The sequence below is a fragment of the Arthrobacter sp. 92 genome (assembly GCF_050260325.1).
Taxonomy (GTDB): Bacteria; Actinomycetota; Actinomycetes; order Actinomycetales; family Micrococcaceae; genus Arthrobacter.
Genome location: NZ_CP189863.1, coordinates 2,183,151 through 2,204,200, shown reverse-complemented (window position 1 = coordinate 2,204,200; position 21,050 = coordinate 2,183,151). Strand labels below are relative to the sequence as shown.

Genomic DNA, 21,050 nt, shown 5'->3' with positions numbered 1-21,050 from the left:
CTGTGCCGGAGGGCCGCTGGGATCTGGGCGCTGCCGAGGCCCTTTCATGTCCCTGCAGCGCCCCTGCTGGGGAATCAGCCCCGGGTCACCCCCAGTTCGACGACGGCCCAAGACAGCGCGGGCAGACTTAGCCGCAGCTCGCTACCGGCGGCTTTGACTCCGTTCAGGGGCTTCATTCCCACCTGCTCACCGGCTTGAAGGTTGTTTCCGGCGTGCCGGTCCTTTCCTTCGGGAGCCTCCAGCACTTCCGCGCGGTGCACTGCGCCCGTCTCAAACCCGCGGAGGGCGACTTCCACGTCGGCCGCTTCTTCCAAGCCGCGGTTAGCCAAGAACAAGGCGACGCGCCCGTTCTCCTCGTCCCAGGTGGCGCTGACGTCCACCAGATCCGCGTCGCCGAACGTGGCCGTCCCGTACTTGTCGGAGCTAATCGCGGTGTGCAGAATCCGGCCTTTCGCCAACTCCGCCATCCGGGCGAACGGATAGAAGATGCTTTGCCGCCAGGCCGGTCCGTTCTCCTCGCTCCGGATGGGGGCAATCACGTTCACCAGCTGGGCTTGATTGGCGATTTTGACGCGGTCGCCGTGCCGCAGCAGTGAGTTTAGAAGTGTCCCCACCACCACCGCGTCGGTGACACTGTATTCGTCCTCGATAATGCGCGGGTGCTCACGCCACTGGCCCGTTTCCTGGATCCGGTGCAGCTGGTCCTCGGTGTTGCGTCCCCGCTGATACCAGACGTTCCACTCATCGAAGGAGAGGTTGATGCGCTTCTTGTGCTTGCCCTTGGCGCGCACCGCATCCGCGGTGGCTACCACTGATTCGATGAAGTAGTCCATGTTGACGGCGCTGGCCAGGAAGCTTGCAGCGTCGCCGTCATGCTCCTGGTAGTAGGCGTGAAGGGACACGTAGTCGACCTCGTTGTAGGCGTGGGTCAGGACCGTCTGTTCCCAGGCCCCGAATGTGGGCATTGCGGAATTGGAGCTGCCGCAGGCGACGAGCTCAATGTCTGGATCCACATAGCGCATGGCTTTGGCGGCTTCCTGGGCCAGCCGGCCGTACTCCTCCGCGGTTTTGTGTCCGATTTGCCAGGGTCCATCCATCTCATTGCCCAGGCACCAGAGCTTGATGTTGAACGGTTCCTTAGAGCCGTTCTTAGCGCGGAGGTCGGATAAGTAGGTACCGCCAGGATGGTTGGCGTATTCGACGATCTCCCGGGCGGCATCAACGCCGCGGGTGCCAAGGTTGATTGCCTCCATGATCTCGGTGCCGGCCTTATGCGACCAGTCCACGAATTCGTGCAGGCCGAAGGCATTCGTTTCGAGGGTGTGCCAGGCTCCGTCCAGGCGGCGGGGTCTCTGATCCATGGGGCCGACGCCGTCTTCCCAGTTGTAACCTGAGACGAAGTTGCCGCCCGGATATCGGATCACTGTGGCTCCGAGCTCCTTCGTTAGTTCCAAAACGTCCTTGCGGAACCCCTGGTCATCCGCCTCAGGATGGCCAGGCTCGTATATGCCCGTGTAGACGCAACGGCCCATGTGTTCAACAAAGGAGCCGAAGAGCCGGCGGGGAACCTCCCCAATGGTGAAGTCGCGGTCAATGCTGATCCGGGCGCGGGACATAGTGTTGTTCTCCTTGCGTTTTCGGTTGGCAGGGAAGCTCAGGTGCCGGCGGGGCCGGAAGTCGCAAAGCCTGTGACGATCTGGCGCTGAAAGAACAGGAACACCACTATCAGGGGCAAGGCGGCGAGCAGGGCGGAGGCCATGTTCTGGGCGTACTGGATGCCGTAGGCGCTCTTGATGGTCTGCAGCCCCACCGGGAGGGTTAGTAGGGAGTTGTCATTGGTCGCGATAAACGGCCACAGGAAATTGTTCCAAGCGCCAATGAAGACGAAGATCGCCACAGCGGCCAAAATGGGCCTGGAGAGGGGAACGACGATCTGCGTGAAGATACGCAGTCGGCTCGCGCCGTCCATGACAGCAGCTTCCTCCAGTTCACGAGGAATCTGATCAAAGAACTTCTTCAGCACAAAGACCATGGCTGGGTGGATGACCTGCGGCAGGACTATCGCCCACGACGTGTCAATCATCCGCAACGCCACCATTTGGTTGAACAACGGAATGATCAGCACGGGCGGCGGGATGATGATCGGCGCGATGATGACACCCATCAGCACCCGCTTTCCCCTGAAGTCGATGCGGGACAAGGCGTAGGCGACGAGGGAAGAAATCACGAGTGTGATCAGAGTAATAGCGGCCGAGGTATAGAACGAACTCCACGTCCAGAGTGGGATGTTTCCATCCTGAAAGACCTTGACGAAGGCATCGATGGTAAAGCCGGACGGCGGCACCCAGGTGACTTTCGGCGCTGCGGCGTCAGTCTCGCTTTGGAAGGCCGTGGCAGTCGCCCATGCGAAGGGAATGACCCAGACGGCAAGGAACGCTGCGGCCATCAGCGCGGCCATTTTGCCGGGGGTCATCTTCCGGCGGGACTGGATCACCAATACCAGGCAGGAGGGACGAAGGCAGCGCCGGTTACAAGAAGGCCCAGGACAGTCACAATCCAATTCGACACCGACCGCTCCGAATAATGCACTATTCCGATCAGGCCGAGGATCAGCGCGACCGCTGCGGGCATTGCCCAAGCGCGGCCCCATGAAAGCAGGAAAAAAACCATGCCCTGCGTGGGGGACGTGGCGCCCCCAACCGCGAGGGCGGCCAGCACTTCGATGAAAAGGAGGCCGCCGAAGAGTGCTGCCCATCTTCCAATGGGCGTGTGAGGCTTGAGCGCCGTTGCCATTTCAGCTCCTAGTGTCCGGGAAAAACGAACTCGGAGATCGTCCAATAGACGGCGGCCATTGCCACCAGCCCCGTCAGAACGAGGACCAGGGCAGACCGCTCGCGGTAGTGCAGAATAGCGATTAAGCCCGAGGCGGCCGCCGGCCCCCACAGCAGAACGCCCAACTCGGTCACGATCTGCACGAGCAGCGGGTCGGCGTCGAATGGCAGCAGCGGCGAAGCCATGATCGAGGCAAGGGCGACCAACGATAGGCAAAGCGCCCAGGTGCCGACCGCCGTGCGTGGCAGAAACGTGACGTGTTGGGCCGCGGCCCGGAAGGAAGCGAAGGACCCTGTGAGGGCGGCCGCGAAGGCCGCGGCTCCGCCGAGCAGATAGAGGTCCGCGTTTCCGATGGCTGGCCCGACGATGGTCAGGACGAGTGCAGCCGCAGCCAGTGTGAATGCCCAGCGACCGAGACCGGCAGCGAGGATGCGGCCCAATGCCTGCTTCCTAGACCGAACAACGGCCGACAGTGCGAGTGCGATGCCCGCGATGACACTGGCCCATGCAACGGGCCCGGTCACCTTGTCGATGTCGGCGAACTGGGTTCCCGCTTCAAAACGGAGCAGCGGGGTCAGATCAAGCAGAAGCTGGAAAAGGACGAAAAACGCCAGCGCCCAGCGGGCAAGCGACGAGCGGGGAAGGAACCGCGTGTCCGGCGCAGCCATACCGGTTTTCAGGGACGAACTCATAAGGGCACTTTGCCCGACGCTGTCAGAGCGGGTAAGGGCTGAAAGCCCCGGTCCGGCGGTTAGGGCTGTCGAAAAAGGAGAAAGACAAAGGCCAAACCCCTAGGCATGAATGCTCAGTTCTGGATGCGAGACCGGGCCGCATCAATCCTTAATTTCGGGATGCAGCCCTCTAACAAGCCCTGCCAGGGCGGCCGGCAGGGCAAAGAGGCCGGCGATCTGTGGAGTCAGAGAGGGGGGCGTCGCGGTCATCGTCGCCATGCCCACCAACGCTGCCGGCGCGGCAACGCAGATCGTCACCCACAGCGGGTTGCTCCGGGCCTGAGACCATACGGCTGCTGCAAGCGACGTGGCAGACCCGGCGAGCATGAACAGCCGGCCCACGCGCACCCGCTCGATGAACTCCGGGACCGGAACATAGACGAAGAATGCCGTCCGTTCCAGGGCAATGCCTGTCAGGACAATGGAGACAACTACCAAGGCCGCCCAGGGCAGTGATCTTGCCCTCCACCAAGGGCGAACGACATAGCGTTCGTTGCCGTTTTGCGAACTCATCACAAGGCGAGCCTACCGACCTGTCAGCTTCACGCGATCGATTCTCCAGCAGTAGAGTTCGTCCGTGTGGCGGTCGTACTCGAATACCTTCGCCATCTGCTGCCGTTCCCGAGCGGACTTCGCGCCGGACACCTCATTGCAAGGCTGCGTTTTTGGTCACTTGTGCTGGTCCACCCGTACCACGTTCCTCCGTAGCTAGTGTCTGTGAGACTGTTCAATGTTCCGCTTTAGTACCGACAGCATTCGAGCCTGCATAACCCAGACAACCGGGACGTAGAGCCAGTAGAAAACGAAGCCTTCAAGCCACCGGGGCCGGAGAGTCTGATAGCCCCCGATAACGAGACGTGTGCGCCGGCCGGGTAATTCCGTCAAAAGAAAGCCCCAGAGCCCTTCAATGTATGCCAGGGGCCGCGGTTGCTTCGCGTCGAGGTTACGGCCCCGTAAGTCACTCAGACCATGCAGTCCCAAGAACCGATTCGCTTCAAGGACCGCGACCGAATAGGAGTCCACCAGATGGCCGCCCGGTGCCCAGAACTTCAAGTAGTCGCCCACAGCGAGGTGTTGCCACTCCGGGTGGACTTCCCGGGCGCTGGGACGTCCTGCGTTGTCGAGGCGGTCCCAGGAGTACCAACCTCCACGGTCCCCGCCCATTTGGACGAGCCACGGCCAGACCTGATCCGGCGGCGCGTCAATCGTGACAGCCATCGTCGCCGCCCTCTGTCCGTACGGGACCACTTCAGCACCAGGAAATGGGGCGGCAACTTCCTCATCGCTTGCGCCCCAGCGCATGAGTCTAGGGCGCACCCAGCCCCCATAGATGCAGGCAGCCGCCCCGCCCACGCTTACGATCTTGCGTCCGAGTCCCACAGACCAATTGTCGGAGTCTCCGTATTGCCTCGCAAGGCGCCCGATCCGGGCGGCCTCTCGAGGTGACTGTTCAGGCTGCTGTCGCCAATGAGCCCGACGGCGATGGACCTCGATCACCTAATCCAGTGGAACGAGATGCTCTCATAATCGACAGCTGACCTGCGCATAAACCCGCCCGCAAACGCTGGGTGGAGGTCGTTCCACCCGACGCCGCTTCTGCCCATGCAGATCACGCCGTTCGGGTGGAACCGGGTCGTATAGGCTCGGAGCTGATGACGGAGACAGAGGTTCGTGATGCGTATGCCAAGCGCGCGTCAGAGTACATCTCCCTGTTCGGATCGGTGGACAAGGCGAACGAGCAGGACCAGCGGTTTATAGCGCACTGGGCGAAGTCGCTGCTGGGTCCGGTAGTCGACGTCGGCTGCGGCCCAGGTCACTGGACCGCTTTCCTGACGAGCCTGGGCGCCGACGCCGAAGGCGTCGACCTCGTGCCCGCGTTCGTGAAGGAGGCGAAGGCGCGATTCCCGGATACGTTGTTCCGCGTCGCGGCGTTCACCAACCTCGGGATCGACGACGGGCAGAGCGGAGGGATCCTGGCCTGGTACTCGGAGGTGCATACGCGAACAGATCCTGGCCCGCGTGCCCATGCGGCGATAATCGCCCGCCGAAGTCTGTCCCTGAGCGCCGGCCCCCACTGACGCCGACGAAGGGCAGTAGTGTCCGCAGGACCGTCGCAACAAGGCTACCTGTCTCCAGTTTTGAGGGCGGCCGGGCTGATAATCGAAGCGTGATCGCTCTTGTGCATCCCTTCGCAGTGCTTGCCGCCTGGTACTCGCTTGGCGCTACCCCTTGTGGTCGCGCTCCACTATCTCGAACCCGAGTTCGACTCCTTGACCGGCTGCCCCATGCAGGGCTGCACCAGTTCCTGCGCACTTGGGTTGCAAAACAATGATGCCGCTCTGGTGACCGGCTTTAGACCAGGCCGGATTCTGAGACGAGTTGCGCGCGGCCTTCTTCGAGCCGGTACGCGACGCCGATCACGGCGGTGGAGGAATCATGCACGGCGGCGGCGATTACCGGGGAGCTTTCCAGTAGCCGCTCCGCTGTCAGCTTGGCATGGTCGACAACCATATCGTTGATCTCTGTCCTGCCATCCCGCAGTGAGGTCAGCACCGAGGGGGTGATGCGTTCGACCAGGTCCCGGATGAAGCGTTGGGGCATCTCCCCGGTTTCCACCGCGTTTTTGGTGGCAGTGACGGCTCCGCAGTTGTCGTGTCCGAGGACAACGATTAGTGGGACCTGGAGGATAGAAACGCTGTACTCGAGCGATCCGAGAACGGCGTCGTCGAGCACGTGCCCGGCGGTGCGGACCACGAAGGCGTCGCCGAGGCCGAGGTCGAAGATGATCTCCGCGGCGAGGCGGGAGTCCGAGCAGCCGAAGATGACCGCGAAGGGGTTTTGAGTGTTCACCAGTTCGCTGCGCCGCGAGGCGCCCTGGTTCGGGTGCCGGGCGTCTCCGGAGACGAAACGTTCGTTGCCTTCAAGCAGGCGCTGCCATGCTTGGGCCGGGCTGATCTTATTAGTCACCCTGCTTACTTTACGGCCCCGGCAGGGCCTGCTTGGACGCCGGAGCGCCCAAGTCAGTCGCGAGCTGGGAGTGCGCCTGCCGGGACCACATCGTCATTCATCTTCGGCCAAGCCGACGTCCCCGGAGAGGTCGGCGCGGATGAAGGCGTGTCAGCCGATCCGCTCGGCCAGGGCCACGATTATCCCCTCCGGACCGCGCACGTAAGCCATGCGCCAGATGTTCTCATACTGCCCGACGCCGCCGACCAGGCCGTAGCCGGCAGCCGCCAGCCGGTCAACGGCGCCCTGGAGATCGTCGACCTCGAAGGCCACGTTGCGCAACCCCAGCTCAGTGGCCATCGCCGCCGGCGATCCGGGCTGGTGATCGGGCCGGCCAAAGCTCGAGAGTTCCAGCCCGGTACCCCCACCGGGCTGCCGCAGCATGACCATCTCGGTGCGGGAGTCGGGGATGCCGATAACAGTGTCAAGGAACTCCCCCTCGATGAACATCCGCCCCTCGACCTCAAGACCGAGCCCGACGAAGAATGCCGTGACCAAGTCCAAATCGGCAACGGTGATCCCGACGTGATCGAAGCGTTTTACCTGTGACATGAGGTCCTCCTCGGAATTCATCGTGCCGATCCATCCGAAGGACGGAACGACGGGCATTGTGAACACAATTTATCAGCGCTCACGCTCTCTGGGAGGGCTCCTAGGATTGCGCTCATGGACCCCGTCACGCCGGAGTATGCCCGCCTCCGCAGCGCTATCACCCAATGCCTCAATGCCCACGATCTGCTGGGCGTCATGGACCACGGAGCGCCGGAGACAAAGTACGACCCGGAGATGGAGGATTTCGCGGCGCTGATAACCGCGGGCGGTGCCATCACCCCGGAGGTCGTGGCCACCGTCTGGCACAAGTGGTTCGGTGACAGCTTCGGCGAGACCACGGGTGAGTCGGAGCCGCCTACCGCCGGGATGGCTGCCCTGGCCGCTGACCTGCAGGCCATTCAGAACGGATTCGTGCAGTACTAGCCATTGTCGGGGCCCGCGGCCGCCGACTGCGCATGACAATTGCTGCAGCCCTCGGCACCGAAGAAACCCTCGACCTTGGAAAGGCCCCCATCTCCTTTGCGGAGGGTGGAGGCCTTTTCGCCAGCTCGGGTTACCTGACCCGGGAGGCATGAAAGCTTGCCATGGCGGATCAGGCGCCGGCGCCGCCCTGCGTGAAGTAGCTGTGGACGTCGTAGTAGGTCACCTTCGGAGGCTCCGGGATGCCTGCCTCTGCACTAAACGGACCTATCTGATCCCTTGCGAACGCGTCGTACTGCTCGCGTGTCTCCCAGACATCCGTGACGAGGATCCCGTTGTCTGTCGCGGCGGCCCAGTGGGATATGGCGCCCGCTGGGGCAGGCCCTCCTGGGGTAAGGCCCATTTTTTCAATGACTTGGTCGTATTGCGCCAGGGTCGCGCCGTTGAATTCCATGGTTATCGCAGTTGCCATGTTCCGCTCCTAAAGCCGGCGGACCGTCAGCCAACGGCCCGCAGATGGACTGACAAGGCTCGTTCTACGCCCCACCGGATGCTTCGTCAACACGTGACGGTTAGGCGGAGGCGTGCCGCCGCGGAACCGCCCGCACCCAGGACATTGGATTCCTCCGCGAACTCCTACCTGACGCGACGGATGCCGGTGCGGCCATTTGTCTTCCGGCGCGGCGGGATCAATGCCGTGGTGCCGGGCGATGAGCAACACCGGGGCCAAGACGTCCGCGATGTCAGCCATGCAGCCTTCCTCAATCTCGGCCGCGGCCCGGTCAACGTTCCGGAGGTAGGTCCGAACCCGGTCTGTTCCGAGTCGGTGGTTGCCGTTGGCGTAGGCGGGCCGGTCCGAGGAGATGGCCAAGCGGGCGTCCGGGTCGGCGACGATCCAATCGGGTCCTTCTGCTGGAGGGTGCCCGCAGCTCATTTCTTCAGCGTACTCGGAAAGGTTCATGCGGCTGCGCGGTCCCGTCTCCCCGGACACACGAAGAGGGTCCCCCAAGGACCCTCTGCCGTGCGGCCCGCAAATGCGGGCCATCCATTCGCACAGTGCAATCATAAGCATGCTTAGGACTTTTTGGCAGCCCCTGAATCCGATATTCATTTTGGGTTCACCGTTTATTCGGGGAACGCTACCCCCCCAACTGCGCGCACATGAAAAGGAAAAGTCCATCCCGCGAAGGGCTATCGACTGCACCGGGCGACCTTGCCGTTTGAAGGGTCGCCGGTCCAGGACGGACTATCTCCCCGGTTTCTTGGCAGTGTTCCTTCCACCAAAATCGGATCAGCCACGGCAGGTCCGTTCTGGATGGCACCGAACTGGTCCTCATCCCGGTTGATGACCACGTTGCCTGCTCATTTCGACTCGAGCCGGCAATCGACCACCCCACGGGAGCGATCGCTCCGATATAAAGAGGCGGCCGGGTTCTGCGATGATGGCGCGATGACGATGACCGAAGAATCCTGGACGTCCCGGAAAACAGCAGCGACCAGACTCCATCTTGTACATGTGCCGGCTGACGTATTGTGTGCGCTGGCACGCGAGGATCTGGAGTCCGCCCGCGCCATGATGCCGATGAAACTGACGCCCTACCTTGTCAGCGACGAATGCAGCGGCACGTGGCGCAGACGGAGCGGACAGATTGCCAGGAACCCGGGCGACGCCGCCTGGGTAACCCGCCTGGCCGTGGAGCCTCATTCCAGACAAGTGATTGGCCGGGCCGGCTACCACGGACCACCCGATGAGGCTGGCATGGTCGAGATTGGCTATGCAATTTGACCCCGCTCACCGCCGCCAAGGATTCGCCCGCGCTGCCCTGGTCATTCTGCTGGAGACCGCAAGGAGCCATCCCCAGGTGACCGTTGTCCGGGCCACGGTCCGTCCTGACAACCTCCCATCCCGGCGGTTACTGGATCAATACGGCTTTGAGGAAGTGGGATCGCAGTGGGACGACGAAGACGGCCTGGAAACCATTCTTGAAGTGGGTGCGTCATAATCCGGTCAACCGACGTTGGAGACCAACCGCATCCAGCCTGCCCGCTGCCGGACGATCATGGGCGGCACGGTCAAGCTGCCTCCCTCTTCATTGTGGCGGATCATGCCAGACTCGACCGATGCCCATCATCCAGGTTCATAATGCGTCCCCGTCGTCCGCCGAGAAAAAGCGCGAGCTGTTGGCCGCGTTGACAGCCACGTATGCGAAGGTCATGGCGATCCGGCCGGACACTGTCCGGGTCATCCTGCACGAGGTGCCGCGTGAGAACTGGTCCGTTGCCGGGGTGACGCTGGCCGAATCCGGTCAGGACGAATCCGTGTAGACCGGCTGCCGGGCGTTTCAGGGATCAGACCGTAGACTCAACCCATGCTTGACCGTGGGGGAACCGGACGGATGCGCTGCGCCACCGCATTGCTGACCGGCCTGCTCCTGGTGCCGGGTCTGGCTGGCTGTGAGTACCGGGAAGCCGGCGATCCGCCGGCTTCCGCCCCCGCCCGGCAGATCAGCTCATCCCCCACGGCCTCTCCGACGACTAACCGGGCCATGTTGGACGTGGAGGCGAAGAACTTCACCGAGCTGCAGCAGCGCCTGGGAGTCGCATCAGGGACACTGCTCCTGGAGGACTCGGTCGCCGTCGGTGCCCCTGGTGTGTGGTTCCAAAAGAACGCCATGGTGAAGACTGCCGGCACCTACACAGTCACAGCAGCCTGCGTCGGAGGTCCAGATGTCCGGCTGAGCCTGAATCAGGATCCGCGGACCGGAGCCACACCGGTTCAGCTCGTCCTGGACTGCTCCCAGGTCACCTCCCAGCTCGTCCAACTGCAGGCCGGCTACGTCTCGGCCGCGCTGGTGCAGTTCAACCCGGGATCGGCTCCCTGGACCGGAGCCGTCGCTGGCGTGAGAATCACGGCCGACAACTGAACCCGGGCATAGCCTCGCTCACCGGAGCAGAGTCTGGGCAAGTCATCCTGGAGGGAATGGGTGAACTGATGACGTTTTCAGGATGGAACCCGTTGATACCTCTGGCGGAAGTCGCGATCGTGGTGAACAGGTCCGGTCCCCGCGCGGCAAAACCCGTCAGTGGACGAGTCCGGAGACGAGGTTGATGACGGTGGCCAGGACGATGGCGCCCAGGACGTAGGAGAGCAGGGCCTGGCGGAGGGCGGTGTACCGGATGGCGTCGGTGGTCAGGTCGGTGTCCGAGACCTGGAAGGTCATGCCGATGGTGAATGCCAAGTAGGCGAAGTCCCCGTACCGGGGCGGTTTCTTTTCGTTGAAATCCACTCCGTCGTTCTCCCTGTAGTACAAGGTGGCGTACCGGAGCGTGAAGAGCGTCTGCACCAGCAGCCAGGAGAGCGTGATCACCCCCAGCGCCAGGGCAATAATGGCCGCCTTCGTCCCGCCCTGGGCCGACCCGGCCTCCAGCAGGATCAGCGCGACGCCTCCGAAGCTGCCCATGGTGGCGACCAGCACCAGCACGTCCGCGGCGACCCGGCCCGGGTCCTCCCCACGGGCACAGGCATGGGCTGCGGTTCCGGCCGCGTCCAGACGGCCGATGACGGACCAGACCAGGATCAGGTAGGTAAGTGAGGCGGCGGCCCAGCCCAGGGCCGGGGCGTAGGCCCACGACAGGAACGTCCCGACGGATAGCGCGACGGCCAGTCCGACCACGGCCATGATTGCCAGCCGCGTCCCGACGCGGTGGACGGGGGTGCTGAACGCAGAGATTGTCATGGATCGATCATGACACTGGAGCCCGGCCGGTCTTGCCAGGATGCGGTGTCGGCCACCGAACGCACGGTCAGGCCTTCGTGCAGAATCCGTTGGACTTGATGACACTGATGATCTGCCCGGGCCTCCGCAGATGGTCCCCGACGGAGTTCACTGTCTTGCCGCCCCGCTTCATTGGACAGTGAACCAGGCATCATGGCGCGGACGATGTGCCGGATATGTCACAAACGCAGGTTTGTGTCGATTGATCAATATCTGGCACAAACGAGGGACGACATTCTTGACGCCGCAGCCGCCACAGTCCCGGAGGAACCGGATCCCATATCAGCCCGCTTCAGCATGGACCCGATGAAGCCCCGGCCCGGGGAGGTCGTCACTCTGACGCTGGTCGCGGGTCCTAACCTTGCGGGTGGACAGCGCCTGACCATTCAGCTCGCCCCACACTAAGCCCGAAGCGGGCAGAGGTCGGGTAATCGGCCCCTAGTTCCCGTCCACATAGCAGCCGTTCCTGAACCAGCCGTCCACCAAGCGGCTCTATTATGGCCCAGTGACAGAGGACAAGACGCCGCCGCGCTTCAAGGCCATCGAACAGGCCGCCGGGGAAGTGAACGTCTCCGAAAGCCAGATCCGGGGACTGCTCAAGGCCGGGGACCTCCGGTGGATCCAGATCGGCCCACGGGGTCCCTGGCACATCGGGACGGCGGATTTTGAACGGTACATCGAGGAGGCGTACGCCCGGACCCCCGATCGGGTCGCAGCCGGTGCGATCGACGATTCCGGCCGGGAACAGGACTGATGGGCGAAGTCGCCACAGCCGAGGACTGGATTCGGATGTACCGCCAGGGCGTCAGCGGCGTCGGCATCGCCCGGATCTTCAACGTCGATGACATCCTTGAGGTTTTGACCACGCTGGCCGCCGCCAAGGAAGAAGATCCCTCCGTGGCGGACGAGCACGCGGCCAACCTCGCCACCCAGGTCCATGCCGTCGAATCCACCCTGCCCAGCCTGAGCCTGCTCACCCCGGCGTTCCGTGCCCGGGTCGAGGAACTCGCCGCCTTCGTGAAAGAGAACGGCCGGATGCCGAGGCAGAGCGGCGGCGGCCGGGAGGAAACATCGCTGGGCCGGTGGCTGCACGCCCAGCGGAGCAATGTCGATAAGGGAAAGCTGGATCCGCGGCAGCGGGCCGCCCTGGGCGCCCTGGGTGCCTGGGAGTCGCCCTATAAGGCCCGGCGGGAGGAGGCGCGGTTCCCGGGACGACTCCGCGCGCTGGCCGCGTTCCAGGCCCGGAAGAAGCGCCTGCCCTCCTATCGGAACCGCGACGACGACGACGAACGAGCCTTGGGAATCTGGCTGCACACTCTACGCCAGGCTGCCGGCGAGGACCGGCTGCCGGACAGTTTCCGGAGAGCCCTGGACCAATCAATTCCGGGCTGGAACCTTTGACCGCCCGCAGGTTGCACTGCCGGGCGGGGATCTCCGGGGGCCCGTCCGTACACATGATTCCCAAAGCCTCTTTCGGAGCGCGGGGGAACTTGCCGACGTAGCTGACCTGCGAGTTCATGGGATCGAGTGCGCTCACACGGTTAGGAACTTGGCGGCCACCAGGTCGCAGATAGGCTGTGCTGATGAATGCACTCAACGGAGTCCGACCGGCCGAAAGCCGCGATGCGCAGCGGTTGGCGGAAATCCATGTTGAATGCTGGAAGCAGACCTATTCTGGACTGCTGTCCGGTGAGTTCTTTGCCAGACAATCCGTCAGTGACAGGCACGCCATGTGGTCACGGCTCCTGGCCGGTCCCCGGCGTCCCCGGCATCACGTAGTTGAAGTTGACGGTACCGTCGCAGGGTTCTCTGGAACCCGGTCAGTTTCGCTTGACGATTCGCCTAGAGAGATCGAGCTGTGGGGGATCTATTTGTTGAAGGATCACCATGGCTCAGGTTTGGGCCAGCAGCTGCTGCACGCCTCACTGGGCGACAGTCCGGCAATGCTCTGGGTCGCTGAAGACAATCCTGGCTAGCTCCCGGTCGGTCATGTTCTGTTGCTCGAGTCCACCGTGTCCGCGCCGGCGTTCTTCCGCTGCGCCAGACGCTACCGATGAGTAGGCCGACAAACCAGCCTCGGGGCATGTCGCCGAGGGCGTGTTCGTCCCCTGTCGCGGGACTATTTCCGTCTATCGTTTGGGTATGTGTTGCGGGGCGGACGGTGAGCTGACGGGCCAGATTTCCATCAACGAGCTGCTCATCGCGATGGGCGAACCGCCCGTTGAACCAATGCTCCCCGCCGTCCCTGACGACGCCTCGTCCCTGACCGGTCCGCCGGCGCTGCCCGGGCTCTGAACCGGTGACCCGGGCCGGCCCGTCACCCATGATGTGCGTCTTTGTTCTCCTCTGAAAGCAGTTCCCTGTGAAAAAGTTCCTCCCCCTCACCGTGGTCCTGGCCGGCATCGCCCTGGCGGTCTCCGGCTGTTCCACCGCAACCCCGGGACCCGGCACCGCCGTGCCCACCACGAGCGCTCCGGCCTCTCCGGCGTCCCCTTCCGCAGCTGCGGCCACCGGCTGGGAGATGACCCCGAAGGGCGGAGCGGACCGGATCAAGGCAGCCGGTCTGGAGGTCCTGAACGCCGAAGGCGCCGCCGAGCACTTCCACGCCCACCTGGAGATCTTCGTGGACGGCAAGCCGGTCACCGTCCCGGCCGACATCGGCTTCAGCTTCACCGCGGCGGGCCAGCCCAACGGCATTTCAGCCCTGCACACCCATGACGAGTCCGGCATCATCCACATCGAGGCACCGGTCGCCGGCGAGACCTACACCCTGGGCCAGCTCTTGACCGAATGGGGCGTCCTGGACGGCGCCGACAAGACCCCCGGTTCCGCCCACTCCCCCATCGCCGAGTGGTCCGCCGTGGTGAACGGCAAGAGGCAGGACAGCCCCGCCCAGGCTGTCGTACTGAAAGCCCACGACGAAATCGTCCTCTACCACGGCACGGCACCATCCCCGCTGCCCACGACGTACAAATTCCCCGAAGGAGTTTAAGAGCACATCAATCAGCGAAACCGACGGGCATGCCAGGAAACCGCATCATAGACCTGGCCAATGAACGTTTTATAGCAATTGACCTCAGCAGTTCATTCTTCGTCCTCAACGTCTGTCTCTTCCCGTGTGCTGGCCGGCAGAAGCAGTCCTACCGGTGTACCCCACCGAGGTTGCCGGTCCGGACAGGCCGCTCTGCCACATCGCCACGAACCGCGGCAAACTCTTCCCCGCGGATGAAGCGTTAGCCAGCACGATCGTGTTCGCAGGCGGGGCCTTCCAAAACTGCACCAGATGCCGTTCCGCTGACGTTTCCACCACCAGGTCGTAGTCAGAATCCCGGCCGCTCGCGTGGAGCCGGACACGGTAACTGCCCGCGTCCGCCGCTGAGATGGACCCGACCTCATGCGTGTCCGCGCCAGTGGGCTGGTTAAAGTACACGTTGCCCTCCGGGATGGCCAGAGACACCTCCAGAACGTCTTCCCAACCGGGAGCGATCGTGTCCGGCTCATGATCAAGGACCCCGATTGTCAGGCGGATGGGTCCTGTGTAGATGCCGGCGAAGACCAAAGGGACCGTGAAGGTCGGTGGTGTGTCACCGCGTCGGGTCGCCTTGAGCGCTTCTACGGGATCGGCGGGTTTTGGCGGGTCCACGACGAAGTCAACGACGTGGCTCCATGCTTTGATGGTGAAATCCGCTGATTCGATCACAGGCCCGCTTCCCTTTCTGGTCCCCCGGTTCAGCGTCAGCCTATGGGTGGTTGCCCCTGCCGGGAAAGCAAAAGAACCCCACGGAGTGCCCATGGGGTTCTTTTCGAGGAGCCTGCCACCAGCCGGCCGCCATGAGTAGTCCAGTTAGCTCCGGAATCTCACTGGGACAACTACAGTGAAACGTGGTCGTCTACACGAGATGTGGACCCACGGGCACCTGTCGAAAAGCGCCAGATGCGGACCACAGTGAAACCGCGCGGATGCGATCCATGCTGCGTTGTAAATACTCGAGGTATTCGGGGGTCTTTGGAACTGCCGGTGTCCTGGAGTTGTCGAACGGGTGGAAGAACCGGATGGTGCCATCCTCATTGATGAGGTCTTGCAGTAGGAAGAATTCAACGTATCCATCAAAGTCCTCGAACAGGGCGACGAAGTCTGAATACCTGTCCAGGACTTCTCCGAATTTGTTCGATGGCTCGCCTGAATAATCGCGGCGGATGCATTCCAACGGCCCTGCGGCAACGTCGAAGGCGGCGGGCAACATGGTGAGTTTCATCGAAACTCTAGTCGTTGGCGCCCCGCATTGTGTAGGCTCCTGCCATGGCTCGGCGCAGTTTTCTTCAGTGGCCGGTCGTCCGGCAGTTCAGTACGGGCGACCTGCTGGGCCGCGGACCGGCGGTAACGTCCCCGAGAACGAGGGACATCACCCCGCGGACGGCCACCGCAGACCGAGTGGTGCAGAGCGTGTGCCCGTATTGTGCCGTGGGCTGTGGGCAGCGGGTCTACGTCAAGGACGAAAAGGTCGTTCAGATCGAAGGCGATCCCGATTCGCCTATTTCCCGCGGCCGGTTGTGCCCCAAGGGCTCTGCGAGCGAGCAGTTGGTCAATTCGCCGGGCCGGCAGACCGGAGTGCTCTACCGTGCGCCGCACTCCACCCAGTGGCAGCACCTGGATCTCGAAACTGCCATCGACATGGTGGCGGACCGCTTCATCGAAACCCGCCGCAGGACGTGGCAGCAGGAAGACGAAAAAGGCCGGCTGCTTCGCCGCACGATGGGCATAGCCTCACTTGGCGGGGCAACTCTGGACAACGAAGAGAACTACCTGATCAAGAAACTCTTCACGGCTGCCGGAGCAGTGCAGATCGAGAACCAAGCACGTATTTGACACTCTTCAACGGTTCCCAGTTTGGGAGCCTCGTTTGGACGCGGTGGTGCAACGCAATCACTGCAGGACATGGCCAACGCCGACTGCATCATCATTCAGGGCTCCAATATGGCCGAATGCCATCCTGTGGGATATCAGTGGGTTGCGGAGGCCAAGGCCCGCGGAGCGAAGGTCATCCACATCGATCCCAGGTTCACGCGCACCTCGGCCGTCGCGGACAAGCACATTCCCATCCGGGCCGGCTCTGACGTTGTGCTCCTGGGCGCGCTGATTAACTACGTCATCACGCACGACCTCTGGTTCAAGGAGTACGTGAGCGCCTACACCAACGCGGCCACGCTGGTTCATGCCGATTACCGCGATGCCGAGGATCTGGGCGGACTGTTCTCCGGCTACGATCCGGAGACGGGAGCGTACGATACGGCGTCATGGTCGTACGCGGAACAGGGCGGAGGCACCATCGGCGACGCTGGGGCTGGCACCGAGCACGGCTCCCATGCGTCGGGTCGTGCGGCGGGAGACCAGTTCGGCAGCGGCGGTCCTGCCCTGGAACACGCCCAAGTGCAGCGTGACGATACCCTGCAGGACCCCCGGACCGTCTTCCAGATCCTGAAGCGGCATTACGCCCGGTACACCCCGGAGATGGTGAAGGACATGTGTGGCATCGACGTCGCGGACTTCGAGTATCTGGCCCACGCCATTACGGAAAACTCGGGACGCGAACGGACAACGTGCTTTGCCTACGCTGTCGGCTGGACCCAGCACTCACTCGGAGCGCAGTTCATCCGGGCCGCCGCCATCCTGCAACTTCTGCTCGGCAACGTGGGCCGCCCGGGCAGCGGAATCATGGCCCTGCGCGGGCATGCAAGCATCCAAGGTTCCACGGACATTCCGACCTTGTTCAACCTGCTGCCCGGGTACCTGCCAATGCCCAGCGCCGGGCGCCATGACACGTTCAGCGAATATCTGGATGCGATCGCGTCGAAGAAGCAGAAGGGCTTCTGGGCGGACGCCGACTCCTACACCATCAGCCTGCTGAAGGCCTGGTGGGGCGAGGCCGCGACCGCGGAGAACGACTGGGCCTACGATTACCTTCCCAGGCTGACCGGAGCGCACGGCACGTACCAGACGGTGATGGACATGCTCGAGGACAAGGTGGAGGGCTACTTCCTGCTCGGACAGAACCCCGCCGTGGGCTCGTCTAACGGCCGCATGCAACGTCTGGGCATGTCGCACTTGAAGTGGCTCGTGGTGCGCGACCTGAATCTCATCGAGTCGGCGACCTGGTGGAAGGACGGCCCGGAGATCGAATCGGGGGAACTGCGCACCGAAGACATCGAGACCGAAGTGTTCTTCCTCCCTGCAGCATCCCACGTGGAAAAGGCCGGCTCGTTCACGCAGACCCAACGGCTGCTGCAGTGGCGGCACCAGGCGGTGGCACCGCCTGGTGAGTGCCAAAGTGAATTGCAGTTCTTCTTCGAACTGGGCCAGCGGATCCGCGAAAAACTGGCGGGTTCGGAGGACGAACGCGACCGTCCGCTGCTCGACCTCACCTGGGATTACCCCACCGACGAGCACGGCGAGCCCGACGGCGAGGCGGTGCTGGCCGAGATCAACGGCCGCCAACTCAGTGGCCCGGACGCGGGCAAACCGCTCTCCGCGTATACCGAGCTGCGCCCCGACGGTTCTACGTCGGCGGGCTGCTGGATCTACACCGGCGTCTACGCCGACGGCATCAACCATGCCGCCAACCGGAAACCGGGCCAGGAGCAGGGACCTGCCGCTTCGGAATGGGGCTGGGCGTGGCCGGCCAACCGCCGGATCCTCTACAACCGGGCGTCGGCCGACCCGGCCGGTAAACCGTGGAGCGAGCGGAAGAAATATATCTGGTGGGACCAGGAGCAGGGACGGTGGGTCGGAGACGACGTGCCCGACTTCCCGGTTGACCGCGCACCGGGCAGCCAACCCGACCCCGAACTCGGTGGTCCGGCCGCCCTGACCGGAGATGATCCCTTCATCATGCAGGCAGACGGCAAGGGCTGGTTGTTCGCGCCGACGGGCGTCGTCGACGGTCCCCTTCCCACCCACTACGAACCGCAGGAATCGCCGGTGGCCAATGGCCTTTACCCGCAGCAGCAAAATCCGGCCCGGCTGGTGTACCCCCGCGCGGACAACCTCAGTGCACCAAGCGCCGGTATCCCTGGCTCGGACGTCTATCCCTACGTCTTCACCACGTTCCGGCTAACCGAACACCACACTGCCGGCGGAATGAGCCGCTGGTTGCCGTACCTCTCGGAGCTGCAGCCGGAAATGTTCTGCGAGGTCTCTCCCGAGCTGGCCGCTGAGCGCGGGCTTGAGCCCTACGGGTGGGCCACGATCATTTCGGCCCGCTCCGCCATCGAGGCCAAGGTGCTCGTCACCGAGCGGATGAAACCCCTGGCCGTTGGCGGCCACACCGTCCATCAGATCGGGTTGCCCTACCATTGGGGCGTCGGAGCGGATGCTGTCGTCAGCGGTGACGCGGCCAATGACCTGTTGGGCGTGACGCTGGACCCCAACGTCCAGATCCAGGAATCCAAGGCCGCCTCCTGTGACATCCGCCCGGGCCGCCGGCCGCGCGGGGCGGAGCTGCTTGCCCTGGTTGCTGAGTATCAGGCCCGGGCCGGAGCGACGACCGAGACCGGGAACCGACTCGTTACCGATCCGGGCGGTAGCGTTCCGGATACCGACTCGACGTTGGAGGATTAAATGGGCCAGCTGTCCGGACCGACCGACCCCGCCGCCGATGCCCGGTGGGAGCATCAGCACCCGCGCAAGGGGTTCTTCACAGACACCTCCATCTGCATCGGCTGCAAGGCGTGCGAAGTGGCCTGCAAGGAGTGGAACCACAACCCCCAAGACGGGAACCTGGAGCTGCTGGGATCCTCCTATGACAACACCGGAGGGCTCGGCGCCAGCACCTGGCGGCATGTCGCCTTCGTTGAACAGGGCCAGGAACGCATTACCGAGGCGCGGGAGTCCGGGCGCGCACTGGTCAGCCTCGGCATGCCCCGCATCGGCCCTCCCCCGACGGCAGCGTCCGCCGGGCCGGACCTGGCGAACGTGGATACGACGCCGCCGGACACGGCAGACTTCCGTTGGTTGATGTCCTCCGATGTCTGCAAGCACTGCACGCACGCCGGGTGCCTGGATGTCTGCCCGACCGGAGCGCTTTTCCGCACGGAGTTCGGCACTGTGGTAGTCCAGGACGACGTGTGCAACGGCTGCGGAACCTGCGTCGCCGGGTGTCCGTTCGGCGTGATTGAGCGCCGCAGCGACGGCATGGTGGCGGTGGCCGCCCAGCGGGAGGAGCAGCACGCCAAGCATCCCGCCGTCCCCAACGTCGGCGTCGCCCAGAAGTGCACGCTGTGCTATGACCGCCTGGTCAACGATGAGACGCCCGCCTGCGCCAAAGCCTGTCCGACGACATCCATTAAATTCGGCAACCACGACGACATGGTGGAGACGGCCCGGGAACGCGTGGCCTCGCTGCACGAGCAGGGACTCACGGAAGCCAGGCTCTATGGTGCCAACGAACTCGACGGCGTCGGCGGAACCGGAGCGGTCTTCCTCCTGCTCGACGAACCGGAAGTGTATGGACTTCCGCCGGATCCCAGAGTGCCCACAGCCGACCTGCCGCAGATGTACCGTCGGGCCGGTATGGCTGTCGCCGGCATGGTCGCAGCTGCGGCGCTGGCTTTCCTGGGAGGGCGCGCGTGACCCACTCTGAGTTCGACAGCTTTCGGCCGCCCGAGCCTGCCCGCCGTCGTCGGCCTGGCGGCAAGCGCGGCACCGGCCGCCGCGACGGCGGGGACGGTTCCCGTGAAATGCCTATGGTTCCGGAGCCGGAATTCACCTCGTACTACGGCCGTCCGGTGGTCAAGCCGGCACCCTGGACCGAAGATGTGGCCGCCTACCTGTTCCTTGGCGGTGTCGCGGCCGGTTCCGCGCTGATTGGTCTCGGCGGTCAGCTGACCGGGCGGCCGGTGCTGCGCCGGAATGCCCGGTTGAGTGCTTTGACGGCGGTGAGCTTCGGCGCTGTTGCCCTGGTGAAGGATCTGGGCCGGCCGGAGCGGTTCCTGAACATGCTGCGGACCATCAAGCTGACCTCGCCGATGAGTGTGGGCTCGTGGATCCTCAGCGCGTTCAGCGTCGGCACGGCCGTCTCTGCGGCAGCGGAAGTCGATCGGATGACCGGGGCGCGGTTGCCGCTGGGTCCACTGCGGAACTTGCTGCAAGCGGTCGAGGGACCGGCGGGCATCGAGGCCGCGCTTTTCGCCGGACCGCTGGCGGCGTACACGGCGGTCCTGCTCGGTGACACGGCCACACCCACCTGGAACGCTGCGCACGAGGAATTGCCATTCGTCTTCGTGAGTTCAGCGGCCCTCGCTTCTGCCGGGCTCGCGATGATCACGACTCCAGTCCAGGAGGCGGGTCCGGCCCGAAAACTTGCCGTGCTGGGCGTGATGGGCGACGTGCTTGCAATGCGGGTGATGGAACACCGGATGGACCCTGTGGTGGCCGAGCCCCTGCACGAAGGCAAGGCAGGCGTCATGCTGAAATGGAGCGAGCGGCTGGCGGCTGCGGGCGGACTGGGGACGCTGCTGGGCGGACGCAACCGGGCGGTGGCCGCGGCTTCGGGGCTGGCACTGCTGGCCGCCTCGGCGCTGACCCGGTTCGGCGTGTTCGAGGCCGGCCTTTCCTCGGCCCGGGACCCGCGTTACACGATCGAACCGCAGAAGAACCGTCTCGCCGCCCGCCGCGCCGCCGGCATCACCGGCGATTCGATCACTACTGCCGGCTGACGGGTCTGCCGTGGTCTAGGGG

General features: G+C 64.0%; 25 protein-coding genes. 14 read left to right on the top strand and 11 right to left on the bottom strand.

The window, feature by feature from the left end; translation table 11 throughout:
* Positions 1–74 precede the first annotated feature (74 nt).
* The 5 genes from ACP4XC_RS10105 to ACP4XC_RS10085 form a co-directional block, all read right to left on the bottom strand.
* A complete protein-coding gene (locus ACP4XC_RS10105; RefSeq protein ID WP_427174825.1) occupies positions 75–1,616 on the bottom strand; it encodes an alpha-N-arabinofuranosidase in 1,542 nt (513 codons plus the stop codon).
* Between the two features lie 38 nt (positions 1,617–1,654).
* A complete protein-coding gene (locus ACP4XC_RS10100) occupies positions 1,655–2,503 on the bottom strand; it encodes a carbohydrate ABC transporter permease (protein WP_427175080.1) in 849 nt (282 codons plus the stop codon).
* Positions 2,491–2,793 (bottom strand): hypothetical protein, encoded by a 303-nt coding sequence (locus ACP4XC_RS10095; protein WP_427175204.1) that lies wholly within the window; start codon positions 2,791–2,793, stop codon positions 2,491–2,493. Before ACP4XC_RS10095 ends, ACP4XC_RS10100 begins: the two co-directional genes overlap by 13 nt.
* Positions 2,794–2,801: 8 nt before the next feature.
* On the bottom strand, positions 2,802–3,524 hold the full coding sequence (locus tag ACP4XC_RS10090; RefSeq protein WP_427174823.1) for a hypothetical protein: 723 nt from the start codon (positions 3,522–3,524) through the stop codon (positions 2,802–2,804).
* 141 nt (positions 3,525–3,665) lie between these two features.
* Positions 3,666–4,079: a hypothetical protein gene (locus ACP4XC_RS10085; RefSeq protein ID WP_427174821.1), complete on the bottom strand. Its 414-nt coding sequence runs from the start codon at positions 4,077–4,079 to the stop codon at positions 3,666–3,668.
* 1,136 nt (positions 4,080–5,215) lie between these two features.
* Here ACP4XC_RS10085 and ACP4XC_RS10080 point away from each other — a divergent pair.
* Entirely contained in the window at positions 5,216–5,641 is a 426-nt protein-coding gene (locus ACP4XC_RS10080; protein WP_427174820.1) for a class I SAM-dependent methyltransferase, read from the top strand.
* A gap of 274 nt (positions 5,642–5,915) precedes the next feature.
* Here ACP4XC_RS10080 and ACP4XC_RS10075 read toward each other — a convergent pair whose 3' ends face one another.
* Together ACP4XC_RS10075 and ACP4XC_RS10070 are read right to left on the bottom strand one after the other, a co-directional pair.
* Positions 5,916–6,530 carry a carbonic anhydrase gene (locus ACP4XC_RS10075; RefSeq protein ID WP_427174818.1) on the bottom strand — a complete coding sequence of 205 codons (615 nt, stop codon included), beginning with the start codon at positions 6,528–6,530 and terminating at the stop codon, positions 5,916–5,918.
* Positions 6,531–6,680: 150 nt separating this feature from the next.
* Positions 6,681–7,121 carry a VOC family protein gene (locus tag ACP4XC_RS10070; protein WP_427174816.1) on the bottom strand — a complete coding sequence of 147 codons (441 nt, stop codon included), beginning with the start codon at positions 7,119–7,121 and terminating at the stop codon, positions 6,681–6,683.
* A 114-nt stretch (positions 7,122–7,235) separates the two neighbouring features.
* Between ACP4XC_RS10070 and ACP4XC_RS10065 the strand changes: the two genes are divergently transcribed.
* Positions 7,236–7,544, top strand: coding sequence for a hypothetical protein (locus ACP4XC_RS10065; RefSeq protein WP_427174814.1), 309 nt, complete (start codon positions 7,236–7,238; stop codon positions 7,542–7,544).
* A 169-nt stretch (positions 7,545–7,713) separates the two neighbouring features.
* On the opposite strand, the gene ACP4XC_RS10060 is transcribed toward ACP4XC_RS10065, so the two are convergent.
* Positions 7,714–8,013, bottom strand: a complete 300-nt coding sequence (locus tag ACP4XC_RS10060; RefSeq protein ID WP_427174812.1) for a hypothetical protein — start codon at positions 8,011–8,013, stop codon at positions 7,714–7,716.
* Positions 8,014–8,991: 978 nt separating this feature from the next.
* Here ACP4XC_RS10060 and ACP4XC_RS10055 point away from each other — a divergent pair.
* The 4 genes from ACP4XC_RS10055 (at position 8,992) to ACP4XC_RS10040 (ending at position 10,465) form a co-directional block, all read left to right on the top strand.
* Entirely contained in the window at positions 8,992–9,327 is a 336-nt protein-coding gene (locus tag ACP4XC_RS10055; RefSeq protein ID WP_427174810.1) for a hypothetical protein, read from the top strand.
* Positions 9,317–9,544, top strand: a complete 228-nt coding sequence (locus ACP4XC_RS10050) for a GNAT family N-acetyltransferase (protein WP_427174808.1) — start codon at positions 9,317–9,319, stop codon at positions 9,542–9,544. The genes ACP4XC_RS10055 and ACP4XC_RS10050 overlap by 11 nt, the downstream gene beginning before the upstream one ends.
* 118 nt (positions 9,545–9,662) lie before the next feature.
* Positions 9,663–9,866: a tautomerase family protein gene (locus tag ACP4XC_RS10045; RefSeq protein WP_427174806.1), complete on the top strand. Its 204-nt coding sequence runs from the start codon at positions 9,663–9,665 to the stop codon at positions 9,864–9,866.
* 44 nt (positions 9,867–9,910) lie between these two features.
* The gene (locus tag ACP4XC_RS10040; protein WP_427174803.1) at positions 9,911–10,465 is read left to right on the top strand and encodes a hypothetical protein; all 555 of its coding nucleotides are present in this window, start codon (positions 9,911–9,913) and stop codon (positions 10,463–10,465) included.
* A gap of 156 nt (positions 10,466–10,621) precedes the next feature.
* Here ACP4XC_RS10040 and ACP4XC_RS10035 read toward each other — a convergent pair whose 3' ends face one another.
* A complete protein-coding gene (locus ACP4XC_RS10035) occupies positions 10,622–11,278 on the bottom strand; it encodes a DUF1345 domain-containing protein (RefSeq protein ID WP_427174801.1) in 657 nt (218 codons plus the stop codon).
* Between the two features lie 544 nt (positions 11,279–11,822).
* Here ACP4XC_RS10035 and ACP4XC_RS10030 point away from each other — a divergent pair.
* The 5 genes from ACP4XC_RS10030 (at position 11,823) to ACP4XC_RS10010 (ending at position 14,309) form a co-directional block, all read left to right on the top strand.
* A complete protein-coding gene (locus ACP4XC_RS10030) occupies positions 11,823–12,071 on the top strand; it encodes a helix-turn-helix domain-containing protein (protein ID WP_427174799.1) in 249 nt (82 codons plus the stop codon).
* Positions 12,071–12,718: a helicase associated domain-containing protein gene (locus ACP4XC_RS10025; protein ID WP_427174797.1), complete on the top strand. Its 648-nt coding sequence runs from the start codon at positions 12,071–12,073 to the stop codon at positions 12,716–12,718. Before ACP4XC_RS10030 ends, ACP4XC_RS10025 begins: the two co-directional genes overlap by 1 nt.
* A gap of 182 nt (positions 12,719–12,900) precedes the next feature.
* Positions 12,901–13,293 (top strand): N-acetyltransferase family protein, encoded by a 393-nt coding sequence (locus tag ACP4XC_RS10020; protein ID WP_427174796.1) that lies wholly within the window; start codon positions 12,901–12,903, stop codon positions 13,291–13,293.
* A 166-nt stretch (positions 13,294–13,459) separates the two neighbouring features.
* Positions 13,460–13,612 (top strand): hypothetical protein, encoded by a 153-nt coding sequence (locus ACP4XC_RS10015; protein ID WP_427174795.1) that lies wholly within the window; start codon positions 13,460–13,462, stop codon positions 13,610–13,612.
* A gap of 67 nt (positions 13,613–13,679) precedes the next feature.
* The gene (locus tag ACP4XC_RS10010) at positions 13,680–14,309 is read left to right on the top strand and encodes a hypothetical protein (RefSeq protein ID WP_427174794.1); all 630 of its coding nucleotides are present in this window, start codon (positions 13,680–13,682) and stop codon (positions 14,307–14,309) included.
* Between the two features lie 105 nt (positions 14,310–14,414).
* Here the strand turns inward: ACP4XC_RS10010 and ACP4XC_RS10005 are convergent, their stop codons facing one another.
* Both ACP4XC_RS10005 and ACP4XC_RS10000 read right to left on the bottom strand, forming a co-directional pair.
* Positions 14,415–15,017 carry a hypothetical protein gene (locus ACP4XC_RS10005; RefSeq protein WP_427174793.1) on the bottom strand — a complete coding sequence of 201 codons (603 nt, stop codon included), beginning with the start codon at positions 15,015–15,017 and terminating at the stop codon, positions 14,415–14,417.
* 190 nt (positions 15,018–15,207) lie between these two features.
* Positions 15,208–15,573 (bottom strand): DUF6994 family protein, encoded by a 366-nt coding sequence (locus ACP4XC_RS10000; protein WP_427174791.1) that lies wholly within the window; start codon positions 15,571–15,573, stop codon positions 15,208–15,210.
* Positions 15,574–15,617: 44 nt separating this feature from the next.
* Here ACP4XC_RS10000 and fdh point away from each other — a divergent pair, with 44 nt between their 5' ends.
* Genes fdh through nrfD form a run of 3 tightly spaced genes read left to right on the top strand, consistent with a single transcriptional unit; the run spans position 15,618 to position 21,028 of the window.
* On the top strand, positions 15,618–18,932 hold the full coding sequence (gene fdh, locus ACP4XC_RS09995; RefSeq protein ID WP_427174789.1) for a formate dehydrogenase: 3,315 nt from the start codon (positions 15,618–15,620) through the stop codon (positions 18,930–18,932).
* The gene (locus ACP4XC_RS09990; RefSeq protein ID WP_427174788.1) at positions 18,933–19,943 is read left to right on the top strand and encodes a 4Fe-4S dicluster domain-containing protein; all 1,011 of its coding nucleotides are present in this window, start codon (positions 18,933–18,935) and stop codon (positions 19,941–19,943) included. It abuts the gene before it with no gap.
* Entirely contained in the window at positions 19,940–21,028 is a 1,089-nt protein-coding gene (gene nrfD / locus ACP4XC_RS09985) for an NrfD/PsrC family molybdoenzyme membrane anchor subunit (RefSeq protein WP_427174786.1), read from the top strand. Before ACP4XC_RS09990 ends, nrfD begins: the two co-directional genes overlap by 4 nt.
* Positions 21,029–21,050 lie beyond the last annotated feature (22 nt).

Bases quoted from the DNA above. Each gene is read 5' to 3' on its own strand.
- ACP4XC_RS10105 (WP_427174825.1), bottom strand. From the start codon at position 1,616: ATGTCCCGCGCCCGGATCAGCATTGACCGCGACTTCACCATTGGGGAG.
- ACP4XC_RS10095 (WP_427175204.1), bottom strand. From the start codon at position 2,793: ATGGCAACGGCGCTCAAGCCTCACACGCCCATTGGAAGATGGGCAGCA.
- ACP4XC_RS10090 (WP_427174823.1), bottom strand. From the start codon at position 3,524: ATGAGTTCGTCCCTGAAAACCGGTATGGCTGCGCCGGACACGCGGTTC.
- ACP4XC_RS10080 (WP_427174820.1), top strand. From the start codon at position 5,216: ATGACGGAGACAGAGGTTCGTGATGCGTATGCCAAGCGCGCGTCAGAG.
- ACP4XC_RS10070 (WP_427174816.1), bottom strand. From the start codon at position 7,121: ATGTCACAGGTAAAACGCTTCGATCACGTCGGGATCACCGTTGCCGAT.
- ACP4XC_RS10065 (WP_427174814.1), top strand. From the start codon at position 7,236: ATGGACCCCGTCACGCCGGAGTATGCCCGCCTCCGCAGCGCTATCACC.
- ACP4XC_RS10060 (WP_427174812.1), bottom strand. From the start codon at position 8,013: ATGGCAACTGCGATAACCATGGAATTCAACGGCGCGACCCTGGCGCAA.
- ACP4XC_RS10055 (WP_427174810.1), top strand. From the start codon at position 8,992: ATGACGATGACCGAAGAATCCTGGACGTCCCGGAAAACAGCAGCGACC.
- ACP4XC_RS10050 (WP_427174808.1), top strand. From the start codon at position 9,317: ATGCAATTTGACCCCGCTCACCGCCGCCAAGGATTCGCCCGCGCTGCC.
- ACP4XC_RS10045 (WP_427174806.1), top strand. From the start codon at position 9,663: ATGCCCATCATCCAGGTTCATAATGCGTCCCCGTCGTCCGCCGAGAAA.
- ACP4XC_RS10040 (WP_427174803.1), top strand. From the start codon at position 9,911: ATGCTTGACCGTGGGGGAACCGGACGGATGCGCTGCGCCACCGCATTG.
- ACP4XC_RS10035 (WP_427174801.1), bottom strand. From the start codon at position 11,278: ATGACAATCTCTGCGTTCAGCACCCCCGTCCACCGCGTCGGGACGCGG.
- ACP4XC_RS10025 (WP_427174797.1), top strand. From the start codon at position 12,071: ATGGGCGAAGTCGCCACAGCCGAGGACTGGATTCGGATGTACCGCCAG.
- ACP4XC_RS10020 (WP_427174796.1), top strand. From the start codon at position 12,901: ATGAATGCACTCAACGGAGTCCGACCGGCCGAAAGCCGCGATGCGCAG.
- ACP4XC_RS10015 (WP_427174795.1), top strand. From the start codon at position 13,460: ATGTGTTGCGGGGCGGACGGTGAGCTGACGGGCCAGATTTCCATCAAC.
- ACP4XC_RS10000 (WP_427174791.1), bottom strand. From the start codon at position 15,573: ATGAAACTCACCATGTTGCCCGCCGCCTTCGACGTTGCCGCAGGGCCG.
- ACP4XC_RS09990 (WP_427174788.1), top strand. From the start codon at position 18,933: ATGGGCCAGCTGTCCGGACCGACCGACCCCGCCGCCGATGCCCGGTGG.